This window comes from Saccharothrix sp. NPDC042600, assembly GCF_040647305.1.
Classification (GTDB): domain Bacteria; phylum Actinomycetota; class Actinomycetes; order Mycobacteriales; family Pseudonocardiaceae; genus Actinosynnema; species Actinosynnema mutabilis.
The window spans coordinates 52,438-64,290 of sequence record NZ_JBEZBW010000002.1 but is presented as its reverse complement, the minus strand read 5'-3'; the positions used below and the strand labels follow the sequence as shown (position 1 = coordinate 64,290).

Annotated in this window: 10 protein-coding genes; all 10 read right to left on the bottom strand. The window is 70.6% G+C overall.

Going from position 1 to position 11,853, the window contains the following annotated elements; translation table 11 throughout:
* Nucleotides 1-24: 24 nt before the first annotated feature.
* Nucleotides 25-1,143 carry a glycosyltransferase family 4 protein gene (locus AB0A74_RS02210; RefSeq protein WP_358247068.1) on the bottom strand — a complete coding sequence of 373 codons (1,119 nt, stop codon included), beginning with the start codon at nt 1,141-1,143 and terminating at the stop codon, nt 25-27.
* Nucleotides 1,140-2,072: a phosphatidylinositol mannoside acyltransferase gene (locus tag AB0A74_RS02205; protein WP_358247067.1), complete on the bottom strand. Its 933-nt coding sequence runs from the start codon at nt 2,070-2,072 to the stop codon at nt 1,140-1,142. Before AB0A74_RS02205 ends, AB0A74_RS02210 begins: the two co-directional genes overlap by 4 nt.
* On the bottom strand, nt 2,069-2,677 hold the full coding sequence (gene pgsA, locus AB0A74_RS02200) for a phosphatidylinositol phosphate synthase (protein ID WP_358247066.1): 609 nt from the start codon (nt 2,675-2,677) through the stop codon (nt 2,069-2,071). Before pgsA ends, AB0A74_RS02205 begins: the two co-directional genes overlap by 4 nt.
* 561 nt (nt 2,678-3,238) lie before the next feature.
* Complete coding sequence (locus AB0A74_RS02195) at nt 3,239-4,078, bottom strand: helix-turn-helix transcriptional regulator (RefSeq protein WP_343931870.1); 840 nt, start codon at nt 4,076-4,078, stop codon at nt 3,239-3,241.
* Nucleotides 4,079-4,233: 155 nt separating this feature from the next.
* Complete coding sequence (locus AB0A74_RS02190; RefSeq protein WP_358247065.1) at nt 4,234-4,776, bottom strand: HIT domain-containing protein; 543 nt, start codon at nt 4,774-4,776, stop codon at nt 4,234-4,236.
* On the bottom strand, nt 4,773-6,788 hold the full coding sequence (gene thrS, locus AB0A74_RS02185; RefSeq protein ID WP_358247064.1) for a threonine--tRNA ligase: 2,016 nt from the start codon (nt 6,786-6,788) through the stop codon (nt 4,773-4,775). The genes AB0A74_RS02190 and thrS overlap by 4 nt, the downstream gene beginning before the upstream one ends.
* 190 nt (nt 6,789-6,978) lie before the next feature.
* Nucleotides 6,979-7,974: a TIGR03842 family LLM class F420-dependent oxidoreductase gene (locus AB0A74_RS02180; RefSeq protein ID WP_358247063.1), complete on the bottom strand. Its 996-nt coding sequence runs from the start codon at nt 7,972-7,974 to the stop codon at nt 6,979-6,981.
* 13 nt (nt 7,975-7,987) lie between these two features.
* Nucleotides 7,988-9,373, bottom strand: a complete 1,386-nt coding sequence (gene hydA, locus AB0A74_RS02175; RefSeq protein WP_358247062.1) for a dihydropyrimidinase — start codon at nt 9,371-9,373, stop codon at nt 7,988-7,990.
* Nucleotides 9,370-10,212 carry a nitrilase-related carbon-nitrogen hydrolase gene (locus AB0A74_RS02170; protein WP_358247061.1) on the bottom strand — a complete coding sequence of 281 codons (843 nt, stop codon included), beginning with the start codon at nt 10,210-10,212 and terminating at the stop codon, nt 9,370-9,372. The genes hydA and AB0A74_RS02170 overlap by 4 nt, the downstream gene beginning before the upstream one ends.
* Nucleotides 10,209-11,711 (bottom strand): NCS1 family nucleobase:cation symporter-1, encoded by a 1,503-nt coding sequence (locus tag AB0A74_RS02165; RefSeq protein WP_358247060.1) that lies wholly within the window; start codon nt 11,709-11,711, stop codon nt 10,209-10,211. Before AB0A74_RS02165 ends, AB0A74_RS02170 begins: the two co-directional genes overlap by 4 nt.
* Nucleotides 11,712-11,853 lie beyond the last annotated feature (142 nt).

The following is an 11,853-nucleotide window of genomic DNA, read 5'->3' as shown; positions in this document are numbered from 1 at the left end:
CGCGCCACGCCCCTCCCGCCCGCGTCACGCCTCCGCCACCCGCCGCGGGTCGGCCGCCATCGCGCTCTCGTACACCCGCAACACCTGCGCCGCCACCACCGACCAGTCGTAGGTCATGACCCGCTGCCGCGCGGCGTCCACGTAGTCCGCCCGCCGCCGCGGGTCCGCCAGCAGCTCGCCCAACGCCGCCGCCAGCGCCGCCGAGTCGCCCACCGGCGTCAGCACGCCCGCCTTGCCGTCGTCGAGCACCCGCCGGAACGCGTCCAGGTCGCTGGCCACCACCGCCGTGCCGGCCGACATCGCCTCGGTCAGGATGATGCCGAAGCTCTCACCACCGGTGTTCGGCGCGCAGTACACGTCGACGCTGCGCAACGCCCGCGCCTTGGTCTCGTCGTCCACCATGCCCAGGAACACCGTCCGCGCGGCCACCTCCGGCCCGGCCGCCTTGCGGAACTCGTCCTCGTCACCGCGCCCCACCACGAGCAACCGGACGTCCTCAGGCAACGCCCGGAACGCCTCCAGCAGCACGGGCATGCCCTTGCGCGGCTCGCTGAACCGGCCGACGAACCCGACCGTCCCGCCCGCCCGCGGGTACCCGTCCAACGGGGTCGCGTCGGCGAAGAACCCGACGTCCACGCCGTTGGGGATCTCCACCGCGTCCCCGCCCAGGTGCTCCACCTGCACGCGCCGGGCCAGCGCGGACACCGCGATCCGCGCCGTGATCTTCTCCAGGAACGGCTGCAGCACGCCCTGGAACGCGGCCAGCATCTTCGACCGCGGCGTCGAGGTGTGGAAGGTGGCCACGATCGGCCCGTCCGCCACCATCAGCGCCAGCATCGACAGCGACGGCGCGGTCGGTTCGTGCAGGTGCAGCACGTCGAATTCGTGCTCGGCGATCCACCGCCGGACCCGCGCGAACGAGACCGGCCCGAACGACAGCCGCGCCACCGACCCGTTGTAGGGGATGCTCACCGCCCGCCCGGCCGGGGTCACGAACTCGGGCACGGGCGTGTCGTCGTCGGCCGGCCCCAGCACCTCGACCTCGTGGCCCAAGGACCGCAGCGCGCGCGCCAGGTCGACCACGTGCGCCTGCACCCCTCCGGGCACCTCGAAGGAGTACGGGCAGACGATGCCGACCTTCACCGGGTGCCCTCCCTGCGGGCCAGCACCCGTTCCAGCGCCTTCTGCCGGCTCTCCGGCAGGTCGGCGAGCCACAGCTTCTGGAGCATGTGCCAGTCGGTGGGGTGCGCGGCGATGTCGGCGGCGAACACGTCGGCCAACTGCTGCGTGGCCGAGCCGACGCCACCGGTGCCCGCGACCCGGATCGGCGGGTGGATGCGGAACGACCAGCCGTCCTCGGTGAACCACAGACCGACCGGGAGCAGCGCCGCACCGGTCGTCGCGGCCAGGTGCGCCGGGCCGGCGGGCATCAGGGTGCGTTCACCGAAGAACGTCACCGGCACGCCGCCCGCCGTCAGGTCCCGGTCGGCGAGCAGGCACACGACACCGTTCGCGCGCAGCCGTTCGGACAGCACCACCGCGGGGTTGCGCTCGCCGCCGGTCAACGGCAGCACCTCGAAGCCCAGCGACTCGCGGAACCGGATGAACCGCTGGTAGAGCGACTCGGGCTTGAGCCGTTCGGCGACCGTGGTGAACGTGCCGGTGTGACCGACCAGCCACACGCCCGCCATGTCCCAGTTGCCGCAGTGCGGCAGCGCGGCCACCGCGCCGTTGCCCGCCTTGAGCGCCGCGTCGAGGTTCTCGACGCCGCTGATCGTCCGGTCGCACTCGGCGAACGCGGCCTTGAGGTCCATCGACGGCAGCCGGAACGCCTCCCGCCAGTACCGGGCGTAGGAGCGCAGGCTCAGCCGGACCAGCTCGTCCAGTTCCGCCTCGCCCGCCCGGGGCACCACCCGCCGCAGGTTGGCGCGCAACTGCCGGACCCCGTCGCCGTCGCGCTTGGCGGCGAAGTCGGCGGCCCGGTCGAACACCGCGACCGCCACCTTCTCCGGCAACAGCCGCACCAGCCGCCACCCCGCCGCGTACCCGAGGTCGGCCAGCCGCTCCTTCATGTCCCCAGCTCCTTCGCGGCGCGCCACACGGCCAGCACCCGCTGCACCACCGTGACCACGACGAGCGCGGCCAGCAGGTACAGCGCGACGGGGAGGACGTACGGCACGCCCAGCCCGTGCAGCCCGACACCGACAAGCACGACGATGAACCGCTCGGCCCGTTCGGCGACCCCGCCGTCGGCGGCGAGCCCGGACGCCTCCGCCCGCGCCTTCACGTACGAGATGACCTGAGCCCCCACCAACGACACCATCGAGGCCGCCGCCAACCCGTGCTCGTCCGCGCCGAAGCACCACCAGGTGACGGCGGCGAACAGGGCGCCGTCGGCGATCCGGTCACAACTGGCGTCCAACACGGCCCCGAACCTCGTCCCGCCGCCCTGGGCCCGCGCCATCGCGCCGTCGATCAGGTCGAACAGGACGAACGCGGTGACCAGGGCGGCCCCGACGAACAACTGCCCGCGCGGGATGAACCACAACGAGGCCGCGACGGACCCGATGGTCCCGGCCACGGTGACGATGTTCGGCGTGAGGCCGCGGCGCAGCAGCCACGCCCCGATCGGATCGGTGACGCGCGAGACCGACGCGCGGGCGAAGATGTTCAGCATGGGGCGGCGACTGCACCTACCGGTGGGGACGACTGGGTCCCAGGCAGCCTAACGGCCCAGCTCAGCCCAAGCCGACGCGGTAGGCCGGAAGATCCCTGTCGTGTCGCCCACGCGCACCCGGAACGCACCGGGCGCGGCCTCCGGCCCCCGACACCATTCTCCCACGGACCACCGACAAAACCCGCGAGACGAGCGGTGCGGGGGGAGGGGCGGCGGGCAGGCCGCGAGGTGACGGGGCGAGGGGGCGGCGCGGCGGGGCGAGGCGTGGCGAGGCGTGGCGAGGCGGGGCGAGGCGAGGCGTGGCGAGGCGGGGCGAGGCGAGGCGGGGCGGGGCGAGGGTGGGCGCAGGCTGATCCGGCGGTCGGGGGCGCGGCGCGCGTCACGTCGGCGCGGTCCCGGCGACGAAGTCGCGCGCGGCGGAGCCGCGAGGCGGCGGTCGCGCCGCCCTGGCTTGTGCGCTGTGTGCCATGCCGACCACCCACCGCCCGGAAGCCGCCGCGACCCCCGGCCCCACGAGACAGCCGCGCGCCGCCCGATTTGCGCCGCCCGCCACCCGGCGGGTCAGCCCAGTTTCCGGTGGTCCGTCGCGATCGTGTCCAGCAGGTCTTCCAGCTGCTCCCCGCGCATGGCCAGCCGTTCCAGCCGGTTGAACAGCGTCAAGTACTCGCGCACGTCGTGCGGGTCGGTGATCGTCGCGTTCCCGGTCAGCACGCTCAACGTCACCACCCGCTCGTCGTACACCTGGAACCCGTGCAGGGCGACCAGGTTGACGTCGGCCGTCCACGGCACGACCCCCAGCTGGACGTTCGGCCGTCGCATCAAGCCACGCAGGTGGTCCAGTTGCTCGCACATCAGGTCCGCCGACCCCATCCGCCACCGCAGCGCCGCCTCGGCCAGCAGGAACACGAAGCGCTTGCCCAGGTCGTCCATGCGCGCCCTGCGACTGCGCAGGGTCGCCACGGCCGTCTCCTGCTCGTGCGCCGGCGTCGCGGACAGGACCACCCGCAGGTAGTTCTCGCTCTGCAGCAGCGCCGGGACGCCGGCGTTCTGGAAGAAGCGGCTCGTCGTGGCCCTCGCCTCGATGCGGGCCACGGTTTGCTGGTGGCGGTGGGCGCCGCGGTGCAGGACCACTCGGCGGGTTTCGGCCTCGGCGTGCAGTTGGCGGGCCAGTTCGACCAGTTCGAGCCTGGTCTCCCGGGTCGCCGACAGCTCGGCCACCAGGCGCTCCACGTCGGTCACGGACGGGAGGAGCATGCCGTTCTCGATCTTGGACAGCTTGGACTGGCTCATCCCGGTCGCCCGCGCGGTGGCCGTGCCGGTCATCTTGGCCTCCGTGCGCAGCCTGCGTAACTCGCGCGAGAGCCGTTCTCGGGCCAGCCGCGAACGCTCAGGTGCGGTCATGAAACGCACGTTATCGATGAACGCGATCCGTGACGATCGGCCACACAGGGAATACTGGCCGTCACGCGGTGATCATCCGGCACAAGACGCGTGATTCACGCCACCCCGCGCGCGCCAATGCACCTGCACGTGCGATTACCAGTGACGGCGAATCGTCACGAATGCCACGCCTCCGACAACAACTGCCGGGTTTCGCCCAGCAACTGCGGCAAGACCTTCGTGTGCCCGATGACCGGCATGAAGTTCGCGTCGCCGCCCCACCTCGGCACCACGTGCTGGTGCAGGTGCGCGGCGATCCCCGCCCCGGCCACGACGCCCTGGTTCATGCCGATGTTGAACCCGTGCGGCGAGGCCACGGCCCGGATCACCCGCATCGCCCGCTGCGTGAACGCCGCGAACTCCGCCGTCTCCTCCACGGTCAGGTCCGTGTAGTCCGGGACGTGCCGGTACGGCAGCACCATCAGGTGACCCGGGTTGTACGGGTACAGGTTGAGCACCGCGAACACCCGCTCACCGCGCGCCAGGATCAGGCCGTCGGCGTCGTCCAGCTCGACCACCCGGCAGAACGGGCAGCCCTCCGGCTCGTCGCCGACCGCCTTGCCCTCCCCGCGCACGTACGAGAGGCGGTGCGGGGTCCACAGCCGCTGCAACGCGTCGTGGACCCCGACCCCGTCCTGCTCCTCGTACCGCGGCGTCACTGGACCAGTTCCGCCGTGGGCGAGGCGTTCTCGCGCCGCGCCACCCAGTCCACGATGGTCTCGACGGCCCGCGCCACCGGCACGCCGTTGATCTGCGTGCCGTCGCGGAACCGGAACGAGACCGCCCCGTTCTCCACGTCCTTGCCGCCGGCCAGCAGCATGAACGGGACCTTCTGCGTGGTGTGGTTGCGGATCTTCTTCTGCATGCGGTCGTCGGAAGCGTCCACTTCGACCCGGATGCCGTGCGACTTCAACGCGGCCGCGACCTGCTCCAGGTGCTCCACGTGCTCGTCGGCGATCGGGATGCCGACCACCTGCACCGGGGCCAGCCACGCCGGGAACGCGCCCGCGTAGTGCTCGGTCAGCACGCCGAAGAACCGCTCGATCGACCCGAACAGCGCCCGGTGGATCATGATCGGCCGCTGGCGCGACCCGTCCGGCGCGGTGTACTCCAGCTCGAACCGCTTGGGCTGGTTGAAGTCCAACTGGATGGTGGACATCTGCCACGACCGGCCGATGGCGTCCTTGGCCTGCACCGAGATCTTCGGCCCGTAGTAGGCCGCGCCGCCCGGGTCGGGCACCAGTTCCAGCCCGGAGTCCTCGGCCGCCTGCCGCAGCGTCTCGGTGGCGTCCTCCCACTCCTGCGGGTCGCCGATGAACTTCGGCGAGTCGTCCCGGGTGGACAGTTCCAGGTAGAAGTCGGTCAGGCCGTAGTCGGCGAGCAGGTCGAGGACGAACTTGAGCAGCGACCGCAGCTCCGCGCCCATCTGCTCCTTGGTGCAGTAGATGTGCGAGTCGTCCATCGTCAGGCCGCGCACGCGGGTCAGGCCGTGCACCACGCCGGACTTCTCGTACCGGTACACCGTGCCGAACTCGAACAGCCGCAGCGGCAGCTCGCGGTAGGACCGCCCGCGCGACCTGAAGATCAGGTTGTGCATCGGGCAGTTCATGGCCTTGAGGTAGTAGTCCTCGCCCTCGAACTCGATGGGCGGGAACATCGTGTCCGCGTAGTACGGCAGGTGGCCGGAGGTGTGGAACAGGCCGCTCTTGCTGATGTGCGGCGTGTTCACGAACTCGTAGTCGGCCTCCTCGTGCCGGCGGCGCGAGTAGTTCTCCAGCTCCCGGCGGATGATGCCGCCCTTGGGGTGGAACACCGCGAGGCCCGAGCCCAGCTCGTCGGGGAAGCTGAACAGGTCCAGCTCGACGCCGAGCTTGCGGTGGTCGCGGCGCTCGGCCTCGGCGAGCAGCTCCAGGTAGGCGTCCAGCGCCTCCTGCGACTCCCACGCCGTGCCGTAGATGCGCTGCAGCTGCGGGTTGTTCTCGTTGCCGCGCCAGTACGCCGCCGCCACGCGGGTGAGCTTGAACGCCGGGATGTGCTTGGTCGTCGGCACGTGCGGGCCGCGGCACAGGTCGCCCCACACCCGCTCGCCCGAGCGCGGGTCGAGGTTGTCGTAGATCGTCAGCTCGCCGCCGCCGATCTCCATGACCTCGGCGGTGTCCACATCGCTCTTGATGTCGACCAGTTCGAGCTTGAACGGCTCGCTCGCCAATTCCGCCTTGGCCGCGTCCACGGACTCGACCACGCGCCGGTCGAACCGCTGCGCGCCCTTGATGATCTGCTTCATGCGCTTTTCCAGCGCCTGGAGGTCCTCGGGCGTGAACGGCTTCTCGACCTGGAAGTCGTAGTAGAAGCCGTCCTTGACCGGCGGGCCGATGCCCAGCTTGGCCTCGGGGAACTGCTGCTGCACGGCCTGCGCCAGCACGTGCGCGGCGGAGTGCCGGATCACGCTGCGGCCGTCGGCCGTGTCCGCGGCCACCGCCTCGACCTCGACGTCCACGCTCGGCGCCCACGACAGGTCGCGCAGGTGGCCCTCGGCGTCGCGGACCACGACGATCGCGTCCGGCCCCTTGCCCGGCAGCCCGGCCTCCCGGACGGCCGTGCCCGCAGTGGTCCCGGCCGGCACCACCACGCGCGGTGGGGCGAGAGCGGCTGCGGGGCTCGACTGGGACACGGTGACTCCTCGGGTCGCTGGTGGTGCCTTTCCCCGAGATGCTATCGGTGCTCACCCAGCGCTTATCGCCGGACATGGGTTCACGGCCGGGTCGAGCCGCGCCGGCGGCGGCCAAGCCCTCGTCGGGCCGCTCCCCGGGCCCGTGGGCCGGTGGACGCGTGCGGTCACTCCGCGTCCACCGGCCGGGGAATCACTGGACGTGCGGAATCACTTCATTCCCGTAAGCGGTCAGAGTCTTGTCCTTGTCGTCGTGCATCAAATAGAGCGCGAAATTGCCCACGCCCAATTCCTTGAGTTCCTGCAACCGCTCGACGTGCGCACTCGCCGGCCCCAACAGGCAGAACCGGTCCACGATGTAATCCGGCACGAAATCCGTGGAACGGTTTCCGACCTTCCCGTGGTGGGAATAGTCGTAACCCTCCCGGTCCTCGATGTAGTCGGTCAGCGCCTTGGGCACCACACCCCCAGCGCCGTACCGCTCGACCAGGTCGGCCACGTGGTTGCCGACCATCCCGCCGAACCACCGCAACTGCTCGCGCTGGTGCGGCAGGTCGTCGCCGACATAAGCCGGCGCGGCGACGCACATGGTGATCTCCGCGGGGTCGCGGCCGACCGCCTCCGCCGCGTCCCGGACCGACCCGATGGTCCACCGCGCGATGTCCGGGTCGGCCGTCTGCAGGATGAACCCGTCGGCCTGCTCGCCGACCACCTTCAACGCCCGCGGCCCGTAGGCGGCCATCCACATCTCCAGCTTCCCGTCGCGCACCCACGGGATGCGCACGGGCGTGCCGTGGTGCTCGACCTCCCGGCCCTCGGCCAGGCCCTTGATCACGGTCATGGCCTGCGACAGGTAGGCCAGCGACGCCGGCTTCTGCCCGATGACCCGCCGTGCGGAGTCGCCGCGCCCGATGCCGCACACCGTGCGGTTGCCGAACATGTCGTTCAAGGTGGCGAACAGGCTGGCCAGCACCGACCAGTCCCGGGTGCTGGGGTTGGTCACCATCGGGCCGACCACCAGCTCCGACGTCCGCGCCAGCACCTGCGAGTAGATGACGAACGGCTCCTGCCACAGCACCGTCGAGTCGAACGTCCAGCCGTACCGGAAACCGTTGTCCTCGGCGGCTTTCAAGCCGGTCACGACGTCCCGCGCGGGCGGGTCGGTCTGCAGCACCACACCGAAGTCCACGGTGACCACCCCCTCACACCAGGTACTGGTTCAGGTCTCGGGACAGGAACCGGCCGTGGCCGGTCGAGCCGCGGAAGCCCGACGCGTCCACCACCACCCGGCCGCGCGACAGGACCGTGTCCACCCGGCCGGTGATCTCCATGCCCTCGTACGCCGAGTAGTCCACGTTCATGTGGTGGGTGGCCGCCGAGATCGTCTGCCGCGGCTTCGGGTCGTAGACCACCAGGTCGGCGTCCGCGCCCGGCGCGACCACGCCCTTGCGCGGGTAGAGCCCGAACATGCGCGCCGGGGTCGTGGAGCTGATCTCCACCCAGCGGGCCAGGCCGATCTCGCCCTTCACCACGCCCTGGTGCAGCAGGTCCATCCGGTGCTCGACGCCGGGCATCCCGTTGGGGATCTTGGAGAAGTCCCCGCGGCCCAGCTCCTTCTGGTCCTTGAAGCAGAACGGGCAGTGGTCGGTGGACACCACCGACAGGTCGTTGGTGCGCAGCCCCCGCCACAGCTCCGACTGGTGCTCCTTGGGCCGCAGCGGGGGAGAGGCCACGTACTTCGAGCCCTCGAAGTCCGGCTTGGCCAGGTCCTCCAGCGACAGGTACAGGTACTGCGGGCACGTCTCGGCGAACACGTTCTGCCCGGTGTCGCGCGCCTTGGTCACCGCGTCCAGCGCCTGCGCCGCCGACAGGTGCACGATGTAGAGCGGCGAGCCGGTCACCTTCGCCAGCGTGATCGCCCGCGAGGTCGCCTCGCCCTCCAGCTCCGCCGGCCGGGTCAGGCCGTGCTCCACCGGTTCGGTGCGGCCCTGCGCCAGCGCCTGCGCCACCAGCTGGTCGATCGCGATGCCGTTCTCGGCGTGCATCATGATCGTGGACCCGGTCTCGCGCGCCTTCTGCATCGCGCGTAGGATCTCGCCGTCGGTGGCGTAGAAGACGCCCGGGTAGGCCATGAACATCTTGAAGGTGTTCACGCCCGCCTCGACGCAGGACTCCATCTCCTTCAACGACGTGTCGGTCACGTCGGAGACGATCATGTGGAACCCGTAGTCGATCGCGCAGTTCCCGTCCGCCTTCGCGTGCCACTTGTCCAACGTGGACAGCAGCGAGGTGCCCTTGGCCTGCACCGCGAAGTCGATGATGGTGGTCGTGCCGCCCCACGCCGCCGCCGTGGTGCCGGTGGCGAAGGTGTCGGCGGAGAACGTGCCGCCGAACGGCATCTCCATGTGGGTGTGCGCGTCGATCCCGCCCGGGATCACGTACTTCCCGGCGGCGTCCACGACCTCGTCGGCCGCCAGCGGGAAGCCCGGGGCGACCAGCGCGGCGATCGTCTCGCCGTCCACCAGCACGTCGGCGGCCACGGCCCCGGTCGCGTTCACCACCAGGCCGCCCTTGATCAGGATGGTCATGGCTTCACCAGCGATTCGTAGGAGTCGGGGCGGCGGTCGCGGTAGAACGCCCACAGGTCGCGCACCTCGGCCAGCTTGTCCATGTCGAGGTCGCGCACGACGACCTCCTCCTCCGTGTCCGACGCCGCGTCGCCCACGAGCTGCCCGCGCGGGTCCACGAAGTAGGACTGGCCGTAGAACTCGTTGTCGCCCAACGGCTCCACGCCCACCCGGTTGATCGTGCCGACGTAGTACTCGTTGGCCACGGCCGCCGCTGGCTGCTCCAGCCGCCACAGGTACTCCGACAGCCCGCGCGAGGTCGCCGACGGGTTGAACACGATCCGCGCCCCGCCCAGCCCCAGCGCGCGCCAGCCCTCGGGGAAGTGCCGCTCGTAGCAGATGTAGACGCCGACCTTGCCCACCGCGGTGTCGAACACCGGGTAGCCCAGGTTGCCGGGCCGGAAGTAGAACTTCTCCCAGAACCCCTTCACCTGCGGGATGTGGTTCTTGCGGTGCTTGCCCAGGTACGTGCCGTCGGCGTCGATCACCGCGGCGGTGTTGAAGTAGACGCCCGGCTGCTCCTGCTCGTACATCGGCACGACGAGCACGACGCCGTTCTGCTCGGCCACCTGGCACATCAGCTCGGTGGTCGGGCCGTCCGGGATGCCCTCGGTGTAGGAGTAGTAGTCCGCGTCCTGCACCTGGCAGAAGTACGGCCCGTAGAACAGCTCCTGCAGGCACACGACCTGCGCGCCCTGCGACGCGGCGGTGCGGACCGCCTCCACCGCGTTCGCGATCATCGACTCCTTGTCGCCGGTCCACTTCTGCTGGACCAGCCCCGCACGGACGATGTTGCTCACGCGTGCTCCCTCCGCGGCGCAAGCGCCAGGTAGACGAGGAGGCCGCCGAGCAGACCGACGACCCAGTTGTAGTCGTAGAGCGGTTTGAGCGGCGGGATCAGCCCGTCCGCCGGGAACGGGCCCCCGTACGCGCCGCCCACCGCGAGCACCGAGCCCACGGCCGTGGCGACGACCGCGCGCCAGTTCCAGCCCGCGCGGAACCAGTAGGCGCCGCGCCCGGACAGGTACAGGTCCGGCAGCTCCAAGCGGGTCTTGGCGAGCACCCAGTAGCCCGCGACGAACACGCCGGCCACCGACGCCAGCAACCCGCCGTAGAAGCCCAACCACGCGAAGATGTAGATGTTCGGGTCCGAGATCAGCCGCCACGGCTGGATGACGATGCCGATCACGCCCGTGATCAGCCCGCCCAGCGCGAAGGTGATCTTCCTCGGGAACGCGTTGGAGAAGTCGTAGGACGGGCTGACCACGTTCGCGGCGAGGTTGGCCGAGATGGTCGCCAGCACCAGCGCGACCAGCGCCACGAGCACGACCGCGGTGGAGTCGAACCGGCCGGCCAGCTCCGCCGGGTCCCAGATCGCCTCGCCGTACAGCGCCACCGCGCCGGACGTGGTCAGGATGGCCACCAGCGCGATGAACGACATCGTCGTGGGCAGGCCGAGCACCTGCCCGACCGCCTGCTTGCGCTGGCTGCCGCCGAACCGGGTGAAGTCGGGCATGTTCAGCGACAGCGTCGACCAGAACGCGATCATGCCCATCAGCGCCGGGAAGAACACCTTCCAGAAGTCCGGGCCCCAGCCCAGCTTCGACGGCTCGGACAGGATCGGCCCGAACCCGCCCGCCTTGACCGCCACGTACGCCAGCAGCACCAGGAACCCGACGCTGACCAGGGGAGCGGTCCAGTTCTCGAACCGGCGGATGGCCTCCATGCCGCGCCAGATCACCAGCATCTGCACCACCCAGAAGCCCAGGAAGCACAGCCACAGCGTCCACACCTGGCCCAGCACCACCGGCGCGTCGGTCCAGCCGTCACCGGCCAACCGGCCGACGATCACGTGCAGCGCCTTGCCGCCCACCCACGTCTGGATGCCGAACCACGCGCACGCGATGAACGCCCGCAGCAACGCCACCAGGTTCGCGCCCCGCACCCCGTAGAACGCGCGGGCGAACACCGGGAACGGGATGCCGTACTTCGTGCCCGCGTGGCTGTTGAGCAGCATGGGCACCAGCACGATCAGGTTGCCCAGGGTGATGGTCAGGAACGCCTGGAGCCAGTCCATGCCCAGCGCGACCAGGGACGCGGCCAGGGTGTAGCTGGGGATGTTGTGCGCCATGCCCATCCACAGCGCGAAGAAGTTGTAGGTCGTCCAGGTGCGCTGGTCGAGCGGCACCGGGGCCAGCTCGGGGTTGTAGTGCGGGCTGTCGGAGATCGCGGAGTGGTCGCGCAGCTCCACGCGGCCGTCGGGATCGGATGTGACCTGGGTTGCGGAGTCGAGGGCCATCGGTCACTCCCCTGTTACGCTCGTGGAACACCGTCCGGTCCGGCGGTTCGGCGCGTTTTCCATCCCGGAATCCTCGGGTCGGCCCGCGTGCGAAGGGCAGTGTCAGAGTGTCCACGTTTGCCATGATCAGGGCACACCCTGT